14 protein-coding genes are annotated in these 16,824 nt (G+C 65.7%); 8 read left to right on the forward strand and 6 right to left on the reverse strand.

Annotated features, from left to right (window positions below):
* Positions 1–17 precede the first annotated feature (17 nt).
* Both J2W36_RS01675 and J2W36_RS01680 read right to left on the reverse strand, forming a co-directional pair.
* Positions 18–995, reverse strand: coding sequence for a GMP reductase (locus tag J2W36_RS01675; RefSeq protein WP_307687921.1), 978 nt, complete (start codon positions 993–995; stop codon positions 18–20).
* Positions 996–1,313: 318 nt separating this feature from the next.
* The gene (locus J2W36_RS01680; protein ID WP_307687922.1) at positions 1,314–1,967 is read right to left on the reverse strand and encodes an OmpW/AlkL family protein; all 654 of its coding nucleotides are present in this window, start codon (positions 1,965–1,967) and stop codon (positions 1,314–1,316) included.
* Between the two features lie 230 nt (positions 1,968–2,197).
* Here J2W36_RS01680 and azu point away from each other — a divergent pair, with 230 nt between their 5' ends.
* Complete coding sequence (gene azu, locus J2W36_RS01685; RefSeq protein ID WP_307687923.1) at positions 2,198–2,650, forward strand: azurin; 453 nt, start codon at positions 2,198–2,200, stop codon at positions 2,648–2,650.
* 44 nt (positions 2,651–2,694) lie between these two features.
* The gene (locus J2W36_RS01690; RefSeq protein ID WP_307687924.1) at positions 2,695–5,097 is read left to right on the forward strand and encodes a UvrD-helicase domain-containing protein; all 2,403 of its coding nucleotides are present in this window, start codon (positions 2,695–2,697) and stop codon (positions 5,095–5,097) included.
* 31 nt (positions 5,098–5,128) lie between these two features.
* On the opposite strand, the gene J2W36_RS01695 is transcribed toward J2W36_RS01690, so the two are convergent.
* The 3 genes from J2W36_RS01695 to J2W36_RS01705 are packed head-to-tail and all read right to left on the reverse strand — an operon-like array spanning position 5,129 to position 7,353.
* Positions 5,129–5,920 carry a BPSS1780 family membrane protein gene (locus J2W36_RS01695; protein WP_307687925.1) on the reverse strand — a complete coding sequence of 264 codons (792 nt, stop codon included), beginning with the start codon at positions 5,918–5,920 and terminating at the stop codon, positions 5,129–5,131.
* A gap of 9 nt (positions 5,921–5,929) precedes the next feature.
* Positions 5,930–6,982: a homoserine kinase gene (locus tag J2W36_RS01700; RefSeq protein ID WP_307687926.1), complete on the reverse strand. Its 1,053-nt coding sequence runs from the start codon at positions 6,980–6,982 to the stop codon at positions 5,930–5,932.
* A gap of 8 nt (positions 6,983–6,990) precedes the next feature.
* Positions 6,991–7,353: a hypothetical protein gene (locus J2W36_RS01705; RefSeq protein WP_307687927.1), complete on the reverse strand. Its 363-nt coding sequence runs from the start codon at positions 7,351–7,353 to the stop codon at positions 6,991–6,993.
* Between the two features lie 98 nt (positions 7,354–7,451).
* On the opposite strand from J2W36_RS01705, the gene polA reads away from it, so the two are divergent.
* The 3 genes from polA (at position 7,452) to J2W36_RS01720 (ending at position 12,636) form a co-directional block, all read left to right on the forward strand.
* Complete coding sequence (gene polA / locus J2W36_RS01710) at positions 7,452–10,271, forward strand: DNA polymerase I (protein ID WP_307687928.1); 2,820 nt, start codon at positions 7,452–7,454, stop codon at positions 10,269–10,271.
* A gap of 156 nt (positions 10,272–10,427) precedes the next feature.
* Complete coding sequence (locus J2W36_RS01715) at positions 10,428–11,720, forward strand: M20/M25/M40 family metallo-hydrolase (RefSeq protein ID WP_370869234.1); 1,293 nt, start codon at positions 10,428–10,430, stop codon at positions 11,718–11,720.
* A 10-nt stretch (positions 11,721–11,730) separates the two neighbouring features.
* Entirely contained in the window at positions 11,731–12,636 is a 906-nt protein-coding gene (locus J2W36_RS01720) for a LysR family transcriptional regulator (RefSeq protein ID WP_307687930.1), read from the forward strand.
* Between the two features lie 41 nt (positions 12,637–12,677).
* On the opposite strand, the gene J2W36_RS01725 is transcribed toward J2W36_RS01720, so the two are convergent.
* Positions 12,678–13,883: a D-amino acid dehydrogenase gene (locus J2W36_RS01725; protein WP_307687931.1), complete on the reverse strand. Its 1,206-nt coding sequence runs from the start codon at positions 13,881–13,883 to the stop codon at positions 12,678–12,680.
* Positions 13,884–14,096: 213 nt separating this feature from the next.
* Between J2W36_RS01725 and J2W36_RS01730 the strand changes: the two genes are divergently transcribed.
* The 3 genes from J2W36_RS01730 to J2W36_RS01740 all read left to right on the forward strand — a co-directional run bounded on the left by J2W36_RS01730 (position 14,097) and on the right by J2W36_RS01740 (position 16,778).
* Complete coding sequence (locus tag J2W36_RS01730; protein WP_307687932.1) at positions 14,097–14,975, forward strand: transporter substrate-binding domain-containing protein; 879 nt, start codon at positions 14,097–14,099, stop codon at positions 14,973–14,975.
* 3 nt (positions 14,976–14,978) lie between these two features.
* On the forward strand, positions 14,979–15,728 hold the full coding sequence (locus J2W36_RS01735; RefSeq protein WP_307687933.1) for an aspartate/glutamate racemase family protein: 750 nt from the start codon (positions 14,979–14,981) through the stop codon (positions 15,726–15,728).
* A 141-nt stretch (positions 15,729–15,869) separates the two neighbouring features.
* Positions 15,870–16,778, forward strand: a complete 909-nt coding sequence (locus J2W36_RS01740) for a dienelactone hydrolase family protein (protein WP_307687934.1) — start codon at positions 15,870–15,872, stop codon at positions 16,776–16,778.
* Positions 16,779–16,824 lie beyond the last annotated feature (46 nt).

Consider the following 16,824-nt stretch of genomic DNA (forward strand, 5'->3'; position numbering starts at 1 on the left):
GAGACGCCGCAAGGCGCTCACATCAGCAGGTGTTCTCCCTCGTTGGCACCGCCGAGCGTGACGTAGTTGACCTTGCGGATGTCCATCAGCGCCTTGCCGCCGGCATAGCTGATGGAGCTCTGCACGTCCTGCTCCATCTCGATCAGCGTGTCGGCCAGCTTGCCCTTGATCGGCTCCAGGATGCGCTTGCCTTCGACGTGCTTGTACTCGCCCTTGTTGAAGTCGCTGGCCGAGCCGTAGTACTCCTTGAAGAGCACACCGTCGACCTCGACCGTCTTGCCGGGCGATTCCTCATGGCCGGCGAAGAGCGAACCGATCATCACCATCGACGCGCCGAAGCGGATGCTCTTGGCAATGTCGCCGTGGTCGCGGATGCCGCCGTCGGCAATGATCGGCTTGGTCGCCACCCGGGCACACCACTTGAGCGCGCTCAGCTGCCAGCCACCCGTGCCGAAACCGGTCTTGAGCTTGGTGATGCACACCTTGCCCGGGCCGATGCCGACCTTGGTCGCATCGGCGCCCCAGTTCTCGAGGTCGATGATCGCCTCGGGCGTGCCGACATTGCCCGCGATGACGAAGCTCTTGGGCAGCTTGTCCTTGAGGTAGCCGATCATGTTCTTCACCGTGTCGGCGTGGCCGTGCGCGATGTCGATCGTGATGTACTCCGGCACCAGGCCCGCCGCGACCAGCTGGTCGACCGTGTCGTAGTCGGCCTGCTTCACGCCCAGCGAGATCGAGGCGAAGGTGCCCTGAGCGTGCATGTGCCTGACGAACGCGACGTTGTCGAGGTCGAAGCGGTGCATCACGTAGAAGTAGCCGTTCTGCGCCAGCCAGAGGCTGATGGTCTCGTCGACCACCGTCTTCATGTTGGCCGGCACGACCGGGAGGCGGAAGCTGCGGTCGCCGAGCGTGACGCTCGCGTCGCATTCCGAACGGCTTTCCACGCGGCATTTGCGCGGCAGCAACAGGATGTTGTCGTAATCGAAGATCTGCATGAGAAACCAAGCTCCTGTGAAGGTGCACCGCGGAACGATTTCCGGCGGCGTTGGGCGCTTGGTCCCGGCCCGGTCGTTTCGACGTCCTCGCGGACGAAAAAAAACCGGGCGACAAGAAACTTGGGCCCGGTGGCTGATTCTAGGCAGGTGCCGCTTCGCGTGCGCTGTAACTTTCGTATAGACCTTATTCGCGGCGGTGATCTCCCCCGATCGGTCCCAGGGATACCGCGGAACTGGCTTTGCCAGGCCGCCGGTATCGCTCCCTTGAGGGGGAGGCGGTGACACGCAGTGCGCCGCTTCGGGGGGGTGCCAATATTTCTAGAAGCGGTAGCCGATGCCCACGCCGATCAGCAGCGGGTCGACCTTGACCGTCGACAGCTTGGTCCCATTCAGGCTCACATCGGTACGGATCTGGACCTTCTTCACGTCGAAGTTCAGGAACACGTTCTTGGCGACCTTGATGTCGAAACCCGCGCCCACGGCCAGGCCGAAGCTGTTGTGGTCCAAGTCCAGCCGACCGACGGTCGGCACGGTCAGGTTGGTCGAACTGATGCGCGTGTAGTTGAGCCCGGCACCGACATAGGGTCGGAAGGTGCCTTCGGGCAAAAAGTGGTACTGCAGCGTGAGCGTCGGCGGCAGGTGCTTGAAGGTGCCAATGTCCACCGGGCCACCGAGCGCACTCTGCTCGATCGTCACATGCTGCTTCTGCGGCACGGTCAGCACCAGTTCTGTCGCGATGTTCGGCGTGAAGAAGTAGGTGATGTCGAGTTCAGGGATCGTCTTCTTGTCGATGGTGATCGCGTTTTCCGGCACGGCCAGCGCGCCGATGGCGTCTGACTTGTTGGCCGGCTCGAGGCGCACGGCGCGCGCGCGCACCAGCCAGTTGCCCTGGGCTTCCTGCGCCAGCGCAGGAACGGCGCACATCGTGCCGAGCAGGGTGGCGGCAAGGGCGCGGGCGAGATTCGTCTTCATGGTCTTGGAACTCCAGTAGTGGCCGACACGTGTTGTCGGAAGCCGCAGTCAGTTTCGGCACACCGCGTCATTGCGTCCTTGATCCATGGCAAACGTTTGCCGGGCGGTGTTTCAAACCTGCAACGGGGTGCGCGTGCCTTGACGCAGGTCAGTGCCTGGGCCGTACGAGCCTTCAGACTGCCTGCACCGCAGCGCTTCCGCGCGGCTTCACCCTCCTGGAGATATTTCCCATGCTTTGTCATCGTCTTGCTGCTCTCGCCGTTCTGGCGCTCGCTTCGTCTTCTGTCTTCGCAGCCGACTGCACGGTCCAGATCGAGGGCAACGACGCCATGCAGTTCAACAAGACCGCCATCGAGGTCAGCAAGACCTGCAAGGACTTCACCGTCCAGCTCAAGCACGCCGGCAAGCTGCCCAAGCAGGCCATGGGCCACAACTGGGTGCTGGCCAAGACGGCCGACGTGCAGGGCGTTGCCACCGACGGCATCGCCGCGGGTCTGCCGCAGAACTACGTGAAGGCCGGCGACGCGCGCGTCGTGGCCCACACCAAGATCGTCGGGGGTGGCGAGACCGACAGCGTGACCTTTGCCGTGGCCAAGCTCGGCGCGGCCGACAGCTACACCTACTTTTGTTCCTTCCCTGGTCATTCGGCGATCATGAAGGGCACGCTCAAGCTGGTGAAATAAGCCGGACCGGTGCCGCGCGGACCCCGGCTTCCTACAATGTCGGAATGTCTCTTTTCGGCTCGCACGACGCCTCCGCCGGCGCCCCCTCTTTCCCAGCGGCCGCATCGCCCCTGCTCGCCAACCTCAACCCCGAGCAGCTCGCCGCGGTCACGCTGCCTGTGGGCAACGCGCTGATCCTCGCCGGGGCCGGCTCCGGCAAGACGCGGGTGCTCACCACCCGCATCGCCTGGCTGATGCAGACGGGCCAGGTGTCGCCCGGTGGCATCCTCGCCGTGACCTTCACCAACAAGGCGGCCAAGGAAATGATGACGCGGTTGACCGCCATGCTGCCGGTCAACGTGCGCGGCATGTGGATCGGCACCTTCCACGGCCTGTGCAACCGCCTGCTGCGCGCGCACTGGAAACTGGCCCACCTGCCCTCGACCTTCCAGATCCTCGACACGCAGGACCAGCTCTCGGCGATCAAGCGGCTGATGAAGCAGTACAACGTCGACGACGAACGCTTTCCTGCCAAACAGACGCAATGGTTCATTGCCGGCGCCAAGGAAGACGGGCTGCGACCGCGCGACGTCGAAGTGCGCAGCGACGACGATCGCAAGAAGGTCGAGCTTTACCAGCTCTACGAGGAGCAATGCCAGCGCGAAGGCGTGGTCGACTTCGGTGAGTTGATGCTGCGCAGCTACGAACTGCTGCGCGACAACGACGCCGTGCGCGAGCACTACCAGCGGCGCTTTCGTCACATCATGATCGACGAGTTCCAGGACACCAACCGCCTGCAGTACGCCTGGATCAAGATGCTGTCGGGCCGCACGGCCGAAGGCCGCTTCGAGCCCAGCGGTCACAACAGCGTGATCGCCGTGGGTGACGACGACCAGAGCATCTACGCCTTTCGCGGCGCCCGCGTGGGCAACATGGCCGATTTCGTGCGCGAGTTCGACGTGCAGCGCCAGATCAAGCTGGAACAGAACTACCGCAGTTTCGGCAACATCCTCGATTCGGCCAACGCGCTGATCAGCAACAACACCAAGCGCCTGGGCAAGAGCCTGCGCACCGAGCAGGGACCGGGCGAGCCGGTGCGCGTGTACGAATCGACCAGCGATTTTGCCGAGGCGCAATGGATGGTCGAAGAGATGCGGCAGCTCGCGCGCGAGGGCATCGACCGCAAGGAGATGGCCGTGCTCTACCGCAGCAATGCGCAGAGCCGCGTGATCGAAACCGCGCTCTTCAATGCCGCCGTGCCCTACCGCGTGTATGGCGGCCTGCGCTTTTTCGAGCGCGCCGAAATCAAGCATGCGCTGGCTTACCTGCGCCTGCTGGAGAACAAGGATGACGACACCAGCTTCCTGCGTGTCGTCAACTTCCCGCCGCGTGGCATCGGTGCGCGCAGCATCGAGCAGCTGCAGGACGCAGCACGCGCGGCCGGCCATTCGTTGCACGATGCGGTGAGCGCCGTGGGCGGCAAGGCGGGTGCCAACCTGTCGGCCTTCGTCGCCAAGATCGACGTGCTGCGCGAGCAGACCGTTGGCATCTCGCTGCGCGAGATCATCGAACTGGTGCTCGACCACAGCGGGCTCATCGAGCACTACAAGGCCGACCGCGAGGGCGCTGACCGCATCGAGAATCTGGAAGAACTGGTCAATGCGGCCGAGAGCTTCGTCACGCAGGAGGGCTTCGGTCGTGATGCGGTCGCGCTGCCGGTGGACGAGCTGCGCCAGTCGCCGGCCAGCCAGGGGCTGGACCCCAGCTTGCCCGTGATCGACGAGCCACTTGCGCCTGACGCCGAAACCGGCGAGACGCTCAGCCCGCTCGCCGCCTTCCTGACCCACGCCGCGCTGGAGTCCGGCGACAACCAGGCGCAGGCCGGACAGGACGCCGTGCAGCTCATGACGGTGCATGCCGCCAAGGGCCTGGAGTTCGATTGCGTGTTCATCACCGGTATGGAGGAGGGCCTGTTCCCGCACGAGAACTCGATGAGCGACTTCGATGGGCTCGAAGAGGAGCGCCGCCTGATGTACGTCGCCATCACCCGTGCACGCCAGCGCCTGTACATGAGCCATTCGCAGACGCGCATGCTGCACGGCCAGACCCGCTACAACCTCAAGAGCCGCTTCTACGACGAGCTGCCCGAAGGCGCGCTCAAGTGGCTCACGCCGAAGAACCAGGGCTTCGCGCCTTCAGCCTTCGGCTACGGTGGCGGCTATGCGACGTCGCGGGGGGCAGGTGGTGGTTACAGCAAGGATTCCTTCGCAAGCCCGCCGGTGCCGCCACAGAAGGCCGCGCCGTCGCATGGGCTGCGCTCGGGCATGCAGGTGTTCCACAACAAGTTTGGCGAAGGCACCGTGGTGTCGCTGGAAGGCAGTGGCGACGACGCGCGTGCGCAGATCAATTTCCCGCGCCATGGGGTCAAGTGGTTGGCGTTGTCGGTGGCGAAGCTCACGCCGGTCTGATATTGCTCCGCAAGCCCGGCCACGGCCCGCGTCAGTTCGGGTTGAAGCTGTCCCTGAATGTGAACCAGGTGCTGGTGAAGAACATGGCCGCCATGACCAAAGCACCACCGAGCATCACGGCACCGCTTGCGGCGGTTGTGCCGCCGTCGCCTCCGCCCACCGCCACCATCAGGCTGGCGACGATGCTCAGCACGATGCCTACGCCGATGAACACGCCGAACCAGGCGAGGCCGAACAGGCTGAGGGCACCGAAGTTCTTGAAGCAGGCGACGAAGCTGAAGAACAGGCTCTTGGCTGGCGGCACGCGGTGCCAGTGCACCAGCGCTGGGGCATGCCAAAACGCGAGCGACAGCGGCAAGTACAGGCCCATCGCGATCCACACGGCCACCTGGAATTCCGTTTTCTCAGCAACTTCGCGCGTCAATGGCTCGCCCATCAGGTAAATGCGTGCGAATTCACCACCGTCGGCGATCGCCGAAATTGCCATCACCAGCAGAAACAGGATGGCGTAGAGCGCGCCCAGTCCCATCATCGGGCGCACGTCGCTGCGAACGGCGTGGATCGCAGCCTTGAATACTGCGCCGGCCATCGGCTTTTCAGGTCCGGCGGCCTCAGCGGCAGCGGCCATGAGGCCCAGCGTCATGCTGGGCAGCAGCATCAACGCCAGCACGGTCCCGAGAAATGGAATCAGCGAGGCGATGGAGACCACCGCCATGAAAAAGAAGAAGAGCGAAATGAAGGCCAGCGGCTGCCGGAAAAAGGTCTTGAGTCCGGTACGGACCCATGACACGCCGGTTCGAGCCGGCACCAGGTTGAGTTTCATCGGTTCAGTTCAGGCCGCCACGGCTTCGTGGGGCGCTTGCAAGGGGAGGGCGAGCGGCGTCGGTGCGCCGGCGCGCTCGCGCAGCACCCGCTCGAAGTGCGTCGGATCGTGCGGCGTGAGCATGCTGGCCTCACGCGGCAGGTGGAAGTCCCAGAGACGCGAAATCCAGAAGCGCAACGCGGCCGCTCGCAGCATGGCGGGCAGCAACTGGCGTTCGGCGGCCTCCAGCGGGCGCACCGTCTGGTAGGCGTCAAGGAGCGCCGCGGCACGTGCCGCTTCGTGGCGCCCGGTGGGCAGGTCGATCGCCCAGTCGTTCAGGCAGACGGCCAGGTCGAACAACCAGGTGTCGGTGCCGGCAAAGTAGAAATCGAACACACCACTCAGGCGCGGCGTGCTGCCCTCCACATCGAACATCACATTGTCGCGGAACAGGTCGGCATGTACCGGTCCGCGTGGCAACGCCTTGTAAGCCGACGATGCAGCAATGTGGTTCTGATAGGCCAGTTCACTGCGCAGCAAGGCGCTTTGCGGCACGTCCAGATGCGGCAGCACCACCGGGGCGGTGTCGTTCCACCAGCCCAGGCCGCGCAGGTTGGGCTGCACGCGATCGAAGTCGCGGCCCGCCAGATGCATGCGTGCCAGCAGCGACCCGAGTTCGGCACAGTGCCAGGCCGTGGGCGACAGTTCGCTTCGGCCCGACAGGCGCTGCACGACGGCGGCGGGCTTGCCCGCCACGAAGTGCAGCAGTTCGCAGCGCGCGCGATCGGTCGGCTGCACAAGGTCGGCGCCCGTGGCAGGCCGCACTTGGGGCTCGGCCACCGGCTCCGGCACCGGAATGCCGCGCCGCGCCAGGTGTTGCATCAGGCAGAGGTAGTACGGCAGTTGCTCGGCCGAAAGCCGTTCGAACAGCGTCAGGACGTAAGCGCCCTTGGCCGTGTGAACGAAATAATTGGTGTTTTCGATGCCGCCCTCGATGCCCCTGAGGTCGCTCAAGGCACCCAGGCCCAGACGCTGGACCAGCGCGTCTGCTTCGTCGAATCCGACGTTGGTGTAGACCGCCACGATGCCCCTCAGAACTTCATCAGGTTCCAGACGCGAGGGCCATTGCCCCCGCTGCCAGTCTCGGACTGGCCCTGGCGCTCGCGTCCACCGTCGTTGGGCAGGACCTCGTAACCCGGCACGTTGGCCTTGGGCTTGACCGTGATGCTCTGGGTCTTGCCTCCGTAACGCACTTCATCGACCGTCGCACCGCCGTCTTCGACGTGGATGTTCTCGATCTTCTGGTTTTTCCGGCCTTCAGCGGGCGGCGCGTCGCCGGCGGGCGGTGGCGTCTGCGCCTGGGCCGCCATCAGCGGCGCCGCGCAGGCGAGTGCGAGCAGAAGACGGGCCAAAGAAGACATCGGGCCGGGTGTGGGGCGGGAGGTGGAGGGCATGTGTCAATTGTAGGTGGGACCCCTGCGTCTCGCCTGTCGGCGCGCAGCGAACGACCGCGTGGTTCGGCATCCTGGCCCGCGCGCGGCAAAATGCCCCGATGAACGACAAGAAAACGCTGCTGCTCGTGGACGGATCGAGCTACCTCTACCGCGCCTTCCACGCCATGCCCGATCTGCGCGCGGTGCCGGGCGATCCGGCCAGCCCGGCCACGGGCGCCATTCGCGGCATGATCAACATGATGCAGGCGCTGCGTCGCGAGGTGCGCGCGGACTACGCAGCCTGTGTGTTCGATGCGCCTGGAAAGACCTTTCGCGACGACTGGTATCCAGCCTACAAGGCCAACCGTTCACCCATGCCCGACGATCTGCGCAGCCAGATCGAGCCGATCCACGAAGTGGTGCGCCTGCTCGGCTGGCCTGTGCTGCATGTGCCGCTGATCGAGGCCGATGATGTGATCGGCACGCTGGCCAAGACGGCCGCCGCGCAGGGCATCGAAGTGATCGTCTCCAGCGGCGACAAGGACATGAGCCAGCTGGTCGATGAGCACATCACCATCATCGACACGATGAACGGCAAGAAGCGCGACGTGGCGGGGGTCACCGCCGAATTCGGCGTGCCGCCCTCGCTCATGATCGATTACCAGACGCTGGTGGGCGACACGGTCGACAACGTGCCGGGCGTGGACAAGGTCGGCCCCAAGACCGCCGCCAAGTGGTTGCTGCAATACGGGTCGCTCGAAGGCTTGCTCGAACACGCCGCCGACATCAAGGGCCAGGCCGGCGAGAACCTGAGAAAGGCGCTCGACTGGTTGCCACAGGGGCGCCGGCTGGTGACGATCCGCACCGACTGCGATCTGGCGGGGCACGTCGAAGGATTGCCTGCGCTCGACGGCATCGCCATCGGTGCCCAGCAGGTCGATGCGCTCAAGGACTTCTACGAACGCTATGGCTTCAAGAGCCTGGTGAAGGCGCTGGAGTCGCATGCGGTGCCGCCCGAACTGATCGAGGAAAACAACCGCAAGAAGAAGGGCAAGGGCAGGGCGGCCGACACCGGCCCCGGCCTGTTCGACGAGGCGGCCGACAGCCTGGGCGATGAAGCGGTCGAAAAGGCCAGCAACCTGGCCTACGACACGGTGCTGACCTGGGAGGCCTTCGACGCCTGGCTCGTGAAGATCGAGGCGGCCGAGCTGGTTGCACTCGACACCGAAACCACTTCGCTCGACGAAATGCATGCGCAGATCGTCGGGCTGAGCTTCAGCGTGACGCCCGGCGAGGCAGCGTACATTCCGCTTGCGCACAACTATCCCGATGCGCCGGAACAGCTCAACCGCGAAGACGTCATTGCCCGGCTCAAGCCCTGGCTGGAAGACGGCACGAAGAAGAAGCTGGGCCAGCACGTCAAGTACGACCGCCATGTGCTTGCCAACCATGGCGTCGAGGTCCGGGGCTACGCGCACGACACCATGCTGCAGAGCTACGTGCTCGAAGTCCACAAGCCGCACGGCCTCGCGAGCCTGGCCGAACGGCACCTGGGCCGCAGCGGCATCGCCTACGAAGACCTGTGCGGCAAGGGCGCACACCAGATTTCCTTCAGCCAGGTGGCGATCGACAAGGCGGCGGAATATTCCTGCGAGGACAGCGACCAGACGCTCGACGTGCACCGCGTGCTCTGGCCGCAACTCGAAGCCGACGACAAGCTGCGCTTCATCTATCAGCTGGAGATGGACAGCAGCGAGGCGCTCTACCGCATCGAGCGCAACGGCGTGCTGATCGATGCGCCCACGCTGGCCACGCAGAGCCACGAACTGGGCACGCGCATCATGGCGCTGGAGCAGGAGGCCTATGACATCGCCGGCCAGCCCTTCAACATCGGCAGCCCCAAGCAGATTGCCGAGATCTTCTTCACGAAGATGGGGCTGCCCGTGATCAAGAAGACGCCCAGCGGCGCGCCGAGCACCGACGAAGAGGTGCTGGAAAAGCTGGCCGAGGACTATCCGCTGCCCGCCAAGATCCTGGAATACCGCGGCCTGTCCAAGCTCAAGGGCACCTACACCGACAAGCTCGGGCAGCTGGCCAACCCGCGCAGCGGCCGGGTGCACACGCATTACGCGCAGGCGGTGGCGGTGACCGGCCGGCTCAGCAGCAACGACCCGAACCTGCAGAACATCCCGATCCGCACGGCCGAAGGGCGGCGCGTGCGCGAGGCCTTCGTGGCCCCCGCGGGCAGCGTGATCGCGAGCGCCGACTATTCGCAGATCGAGCTGCGCATCATGGCTCACATCAGCGGCGACGAATCGTTGCTGCGCGCCTTCAAGGAAGGCATCGACGTGCACCGTGCCACCGCCGCCGAGGTGTTCGGCGTGCCGGTCGATCAGGTGTCGAGCGAACAGCGCCGCTATGCCAAGGTGATCAATTTCGGGCTTATCTACGGCATGAGCAGCTTCGGTCTTGCCAAGAACCTGGGCATCGAGACCAAGGCCGCGGCGTCGTACATCGACCGTTACTTCGCGCGCTATCCGGGCGTCAAGCAGTACATGGACGAGACGCGCGCCAGCGCCAAGGAAACGGGCTATGTCGAGACCGTGTTCGGCCGGCGCCTGTACCTGCCCGAGATCAATTCGCCGAATGGCCCGCGACGCGGCGGTGCCGAGCGTGCGGCCATCAATGCGCCGATGCAGGGCACGGCGGCCGACCTGATCAAGTTGAGCATGGTCAAGGTGCAGAACGTGCTTGATGAAGAGCAACGCGCCACCAAGATGATCATGCAGGTGCACGATGAACTGGTGTTCGAAGTGCCCGAGGCAGAGGTCGACTGGGTCCGCACCGAAATACCGCGCCTGATGGCGGGCGTGGCCGATCTCAAGGTGCCGCTCTTGGCCGAGCTGGGCATCGGGCCCAACTGGGACAAGGCGCATTGATGGGGTTCGCCCCCAGGCTTGCGCACTGCGTGTCGCGGCGCCTACCCCCTTCCGGGGGCCCGGCCTGCGGCCCGGCGAAGCCGGTTCCGCGGCCGGTCTGGCATGGGATCGTGGTCGTGATAGTGATCGTTTTATAAAGGCAATTGGATGAGAATGATGAACCCTGTATTCGCCGGCGTCCGCAAGGGCTTTGCGTTCGCCGCCCTGTGCGCCGCCTGCACGGCGACCCTCGCCGCGCCCGATGCGCGCATTGCGGCACTTGCGGCCCAGGAGAAACCGGCGCTGCTCGACACCCTGAAGGCGCTGGTGTCGATCGAATCCGGCAGCCGCGACCTCGAAGGGCTGGAGAAGATCTCTGCGCTGATCGCGGGCAAGTTCCGCGCCCTTGGCGGCCAGGTCGAACTCATCGATCCGAGCAGCGAGATGTACCGCATGGAAGATTCGCCAGAGCGCGTGGGCAAGGTCGTGCAGGCCACCTTCAAGGGCACAGGGAGCAAGAAGATCTTGCTGATCGCGCACATGGACACGGTCTACCAGATTGGCATGGGCAGCAGGCAACCCTTTCGCATCGAGGGCGACAAGGCGTATGGGCTGGGCATCTCCGATGACAAGCAGGGCATTGCCGTCATCACCCACATCGTGTCGTTGCTCAAGGCGATGGACTTCAAGGAGTACGGCACGCTCACCGTGCTGATCAACGCCGACGAGGAGATCAGCTCGCCGGGCTCGCGCGCGCTCATCACGCGCATGGGCGCCGAACACGATGCGGTGATGTCGTTCGAAGGCGCGTACATCAAGGAAGACAAGCTGTCGCTGGCGACGGCGGGCATCGCTTCGGTGACGCTCAACGTGACGGGCAAGGCCTCGCACGCCGGCTCCGCACCTGAAATGGGCGTGAACGCGCTCTACGAACTTTCGCACCAGATCCTGCAGATGCGCGACCTGTCGGATCCGGCCACGGGCCTGAAAATGAACTGGACCGTGTCGCGCTCGGGCACCAACCGCAACGTGATTCCAGCCAGCGCCACGGCCGGTGCCGATGTGCGCGTGATCAAGGTGGCCGACTACGACCGCATCGAGCAACAGGTGAACGAGCGTGTGAAGACGCAGCTCATCCCTGAGGCCAAGGTGGACTTGAAATTCGAACGCCGCCGTCCGCCGCTGGAGGCCACGGACGCCTCGCGCGCCATGGCACGCCATGCGCAGCAGATCTACCAGGACGAACTGGGCCGGCCGCTGGCCGCTGACGACAAGGTCGCCGGTGGAGGCACCGACGCCGCGTTCGCAGCGCTCAAGACCCGTGCGCCGGTTGTCGAGCGCTTCGGCCTGCAGGGCTTCGGCGCGCATTCGGCCGACGCCGAATATGTGCTGATCGACTCCATCGAGCCGCGGCTCTACCTGGGCGCGCGCATGGTCATGGACATCGCGCGCGGCAAGGCCGGCTTCTAGCCGTTGCGCGATGCGGCTGCGGCACATCGAGGTCTTCAACGCGATCATGCTCACGGGCAGCGTGAGTGCGGCGGCGCGGTTGATCAACATCACCCAGCCGGCCGTGAGCCGCACGCTGCAGCATGCGGAACTGCAACTGGGCTTTGCCTTGTTCCAGCGCATCAAGGGGCGGCTCACGCCGACCACCGAGGCGCTCACGCTGTATCCGCACATCGAGCAGTTGTTCGCGCAGCTCGACGAGGTGCAGCGCCTTGCCACCAACCTGCGCACCGCCAGCGTGGCGGGCGAGCTGCGCATCCTCACCGTGCTCGCGCTCAGCTACGAGGTGCTGCCACGAGCGCTCAAGGTCTTTCGCGAGCAGCATCCGGCCGTCGCCGTGACGGTGGAGTCGCTGCATTCCCCGCAGATCATGTCGGCCCTGCTGCTGCAGCAGGCCGATGTAGGCTTTGCCTTCAGCCCTGCCGTGCATCCCTCCCTGGTGCAGGAGTCGCTCGCCGACAGCCGCATGGTCTGCATCGCGCCCAAGGGCATGCTGCCGCGCGCGCTGGTTCGCAACGGATCGGTCGCGTTGCACGATCTGGTGGAGCTGCCGGTGGTGGGCCTGGACAGCCGCGACCCGGTCGGCACCAGCCTGAGCCAGGCCTGCCGGCAGGCGGGCGTGGGCTTTCACCAAGCCGTGGTCACGGTGCAGACCTACCATGCGGCACTGGCCATGGCACACCACGGCCTGGGTGTGGCGCTGGTCGACGGCTGCACGGCGGGGTCGGCCGATCCCGACAAGGTCGACGTGCTGGCGCTCGAGCCGCACATTCCGGTACCGATCCGCGCCTTGCGGTTGGCGGGGCGGCCCGATTCGGTGGCGGTGCGCGGCATCACGCGCTGCATGCAGCAGGCGATCCAGTCGCTGTCTCTCTAGCGCTAGAGGACGGCAGGGCGGCCAGTGTCGCGGACCTGCGGTCATGCGGCCAGCGCAGCCTCGACCCTGCGCGCCGAACCGAAGGCAAGCGTGAAGCCGAGTGCGCCATGGCCCGTGTTGAACAGCAGGTTGGCCGGCGCGCCGGGACGGCGTCCGATGATCGGCAGGCCGGTGGGCGTGGCCGGCCGCATGCCGGTCCAGGGGTTCAGCACGTCGAAGCGGCTGGCCTGGGGAAAGACCGCGCGGGTGGCCGCCACGAGCGCCTCGATGCGCCCCGCCGGAATGCGCTCGTCCTGCCCGACCAGCTCCGCCATACCTGCCACCCGCAGGCGGGAGCCCAGGCGTGCGAACACCACCTTGCGCGCGCTGTCGGTCACGCTCACGCGCGGTGCGGCGATGTCATCGACCTCCACCGTGATGCTGTAACCCTTGAGCGGATAGACCGGCAGGTACATGCCGAGCTGGCGGCCGAACCGGTGCGACGCGGTGCCCAACGCCAGCACGAACGCATCGGCTGCCACGTCGCCGGCGCTCGTCTGGACGGCGGCGACGCGCCCGGCACGCACATCGAAGCCGCGCACGTCGGTGTCCAGCAGAAAATGCACGCCACGCGCGTGCAGTACGCGCAGCAATTCCTGGCAGACCTTCAGGCAATCGGCGGCGCATTCGCTGGGCGTGTGCACCGCGCCCGCGATGTGCGCGCGGTAGCCAGCCAGGGCAGGCTCGATGGCAATGCATTCGTCGGCCGATACCAGGCGCTGGACGCTGCCCAGCGCGCGTTGCAGCGCAATCTGCCGCTCGGCGCCCGCGAGGCTGGCAGCGCTGCTGTACAGCACCAGCTTGCCGGTGGCGGAAAAGTCGCAATCGGGTGCCACGTCGGCACGCATGGCCTCGAAGCCTGCGCGGCTGTCGGCGGCCAGTGCGAGCAGTTCGGCAGTGCTGCGCCGGGAGGTGCCCGCATTGCAGGCGGCCAGGAATTCGACGCCCCAACGCCACTGCAGTGGATCGAGTTGCGGCCGGAGCTTGAGCGGCGATGCGGGCGACAGCAGCAGCTTGGGCAGCTGTCGCCAGATGGCTGGATCGGCCAGCGGCTGTACGTACGAATAGCTCAGCTGGGCGCCGTTGCCGCCGCTGGCGCCCGCGCCTGCTTGCGCCCGGTCGACCACCGTGACCGCATGGCCCTGGCGTTCGAGCTGCCATGCCGTGGCCAGGCCGACGATGCCCGCGCCCATCACACACACGCGCATGACTTGCTTTCCTGAGTTGCCTGAACGTGCCGACTGTAGGCGCGTGCAGCGGGCCGAGGAAATGCCAAAAGCACCCAGACCCATAGCCAAAACTCATGGATCGGCGACCCATGAGTTTTGGGCATGCCCCTGGGTTCAAAAGGAATGATGGACACAGGCCTACAAGTTTTTACACTGCTCCTTCGTTCCAACCACGCCACCGAAAGGGCTCGCATGAAACTCACCGTACTGATGGCCGCCATCCTGCTGACGGCAACTGGCGCCCAGGCCGCCGACACGCTGGCGAAGATCGCCTCGTCGAACAAGATCACGATGGCGTACCGGGAATCTTCCGTGCCCTTCAGCTATCTCGATGGCCCCAGCAAGCCGATCGGCTTTTCGGTGGAACTGTCGAACGCCATCTTCGCGGCGGTGAAGACGCGGCTCAACAAGCCGGGCCTCGAAAGCGCCTGGATGGCCGTGACGTCGCAGAACCGCATTCCGTTGCTGCAGAACGGGACCATCGACCTCGAATGCGGCTCCACCACGAACAACAGCGCGCGTGGCAAGGACGTGGCCTTCGCCATCAACCACTTCTACACCGGCACGCGTCTCCTGGTGAAGACGAACTCAGGCATCAAGAACTACGCGGATCTCAAGGGCAAGAAGGTGGCCATCACCACCGGCACGACCAACATGCTGGTCGTGCGCAAGTACAACGAAGAGAAGAAACTGGACATCGACATTCTCTCGGCCAAGGACCATGCCGACGCGCTGTTGCTGGTCGAGAGCGACCGCGCCTCGGCCTTTGCCATGGACGACATCCTGCTGTTCGGCCTGCGCTCGAATTCCAAGAGCCCAGCCGAACTCGAAGTCGTCGGCGACGCACTCCAGGTCGAGCCCTATGCCTGCATGTTGCCCAAGGACGATCCGCAGTTCAAGGCGCTGGTCGACGGCGTGATCACCGGCATGATGAAGTCCGGCGAATTCGAGAAGCTGTACAACAAGTGGTTCCTGGCACCCATCCCGCCCAAGGGCCTGCCGATCGGCCTGCCGATGAGCCAGGAACTGCGCGACAACATCAAGACCCCGACCGACAAACCGGCGACCTGATCCATGACACAAGTGGTCGGCATTCTGGGCGGCATGGGTCCGGCGGCGGGAGCGGACTTCGTGCGCATCTTCGTCGACGCCTGCGCGCAGCACATGCGCGCGCAGGGCCAACCGGTGCGCGACCAGGCCTTTCCGGAGCACTGGCTCGCCCAGGTGCCGGTGCCCGACCGCAGCGGCGCGCTGGAGGCCACCGGCGCGGGCGCGCACCAGCCGCTCGAGCCCATGCTGCAGGCGCTGGGCCGGCTGGCTGCGCTCGGCAGCCGGGCCGTTGCCATCGCCTGCAACACGGCGCATGCCTGGCATGCGACGCTGCAGGAGCGCTTTCCGCAGGTCGAGCTGCTGCATGTCGCGCGCGAGGTCGCCTCGCATCTGGCGGGGCAGGGCGTGCGGGAGGTCGCACTCATGGCGACCGAAGGCACCTACCGCGTGCGTCTTTACGAGCAGGCGCTCTCCGATGCGGGTCTGGTGTGCCATCTGCCCGTGGCCGAGGAGCGTACGCTGCTCATGCGCGGCATCTACGAAGGCGTGAAGGCGGGCGACCTGGTGCTGGCTGAGCAGTGCTTTGCCGACGTGGCGCAGAGGCTGGTGGCGCGCCACGGTCCGGTGGCATTGATCATGGGCTGCACCGAGGTGCCGCTGGGCCTCCAGGGCTCGACCGCCGTGGCGGGGATGCGGCTGGTCGATCCGGCCCGGGTGCTCGCCTCGGCGCTTGCCGTTCGCGCTTATGGCCCGGGTGGTCGGCGCATCTCCTGAAGCACCGGCCGCGCTTCATCGGTATTCACGCAGGGGTATCGAGGCCTCTTGCACGGGTTGGGACTCGATCGCCTACATTGCGCGGTGTGCCTGCGGGCATGCCTCTGTCCCGACCTGTACCGAAGCTTCCACGGAGAAACCATGTCCCAATTCGACGACCGTACCGGGCTGCAAGCCGACTTCGACTCGCTGCGCCCCGGCCAGAGCAATGAACAGGGCGCCACACGCCGTACCGCGCTGCTGACGGCGCTCGGCGTGGGCTACGCGGCGGCGGCACTCCCTGTGGCCGCCCAGACCGCGATCACCACGTCCACCGACGGCTTGCAGGCCGGTCCGGTCAAGTTCAAGGTTGCCGGTTTCGATGTGCCGGCCTACGTGGCGCAGCCCAGCGGCAAGACCGGGTTGCCGGTGGTGCTCGTGGTCCAGGAGATCTTCGGCGTGCACGAGTACATCGCCGACACCTGCCGCCGCTTTGCCAAGCTCGGTTATCTGGCGATCGCGCCCGACCTGTACGCGCGCCAGGGCGACGCGCGCGGCTACACCGAGATTCCCAAGCTGATGGCCGAGATCGTCTCCAAGGTGCCCGACGCCCAGGTGATGGCCGACCTCGATGGCGCCGTGGCCTATGCGGCCCAGCATGGCGGTGACGTTTCCAAGGCCGGCATCACCGGTTTCTGCTGGGGTGGCCGCATCACCTGGTTGTATGCGGCAACCGGCAAGGTCAAGGCGGGGGTGGCGTGGTACGGACGCCTGGTGGGGGAGCCCAGCGCGCTCACGCCCCGGCATCCGGTGGACATCGCGGCCGAACTCAAGGCGCCGGTGCTCGGCCTGTATGGCGGAAAAGACCAGGGCATCCCTCTTGACACGGTTGATAAGATGAAAACTGTCCTGTCCAGCGGTTCGCCGGCGGCCAGGGCGTCGGAGTTCGTTGTGTACCCTGAAGCGGGCCACGCGTTCCACGCAGACTATCGGCCCAGCTACCTCAAGGAAGCGGCAGAAGACGGCTGGAAGCGCGCCCTGGCCTGGTTCAAAGCCCACGGCGTTGCCTAGTTCCCCCGGACTGGCGGCGCTGCAAGCCGCTTTCCGCTGAAAGCCG

Source organism: Variovorax ginsengisoli, from assembly GCF_030811835.1.
Lineage (GTDB): Bacteria > Pseudomonadota > Gammaproteobacteria > Burkholderiales > Burkholderiaceae_C > Variovorax > Variovorax ginsengisoli_C.

Coding starts and splice junctions, on each gene's coding strand:
- J2W36_RS01730 (WP_307687932.1), top strand. CDS start 14,097: ATGAAACTCACCGTACTGATGGCCGCCATCCTGCTGACGGCAACTGGC.
- J2W36_RS01740 (WP_307687934.1), top strand. CDS start 15,870: ATGTCCCAATTCGACGACCGTACCGGGCTGCAAGCCGACTTCGACTCG.
- azu (WP_307687923.1), top strand. CDS start 2,198: ATGCTTTGTCATCGTCTTGCTGCTCTCGCCGTTCTGGCGCTCGCTTCG.
- polA (WP_307687928.1), top strand. CDS start 7,452: ATGAACGACAAGAAAACGCTGCTGCTCGTGGACGGATCGAGCTACCTC.
- J2W36_RS01675 (WP_307687921.1), bottom strand. CDS start 995: ATGCAGATCTTCGATTACGACAACATCCTGTTGCTGCCGCGCAAATGC.
- J2W36_RS01720 (WP_307687930.1), top strand. CDS start 11,731: ATGCGGCTGCGGCACATCGAGGTCTTCAACGCGATCATGCTCACGGGC.
- J2W36_RS01695 (WP_307687925.1), bottom strand. CDS start 5,920: ATGAAACTCAACCTGGTGCCGGCTCGAACCGGCGTGTCATGGGTCCGT.
- J2W36_RS01715 (WP_370869234.1), top strand. CDS start 10,428: ATGAACCCTGTATTCGCCGGCGTCCGCAAGGGCTTTGCGTTCGCCGCC.
- J2W36_RS01725 (WP_307687931.1), bottom strand. CDS start 13,883: ATGCGCGTGTGTGTGATGGGCGCGGGCATCGTCGGCCTGGCCACGGCA.
- J2W36_RS01705 (WP_307687927.1), bottom strand. CDS start 7,353: ATGCCCTCCACCTCCCGCCCCACACCCGGCCCGATGTCTTCTTTGGCC.
- J2W36_RS01680 (WP_307687922.1), bottom strand. CDS start 1,967: ATGAAGACGAATCTCGCCCGCGCCCTTGCCGCCACCCTGCTCGGCACG.
- J2W36_RS01690 (WP_307687924.1), top strand. CDS start 2,695: ATGTCTCTTTTCGGCTCGCACGACGCCTCCGCCGGCGCCCCCTCTTTC.
- J2W36_RS01735 (WP_307687933.1), top strand. CDS start 14,979: ATGACACAAGTGGTCGGCATTCTGGGCGGCATGGGTCCGGCGGCGGGA.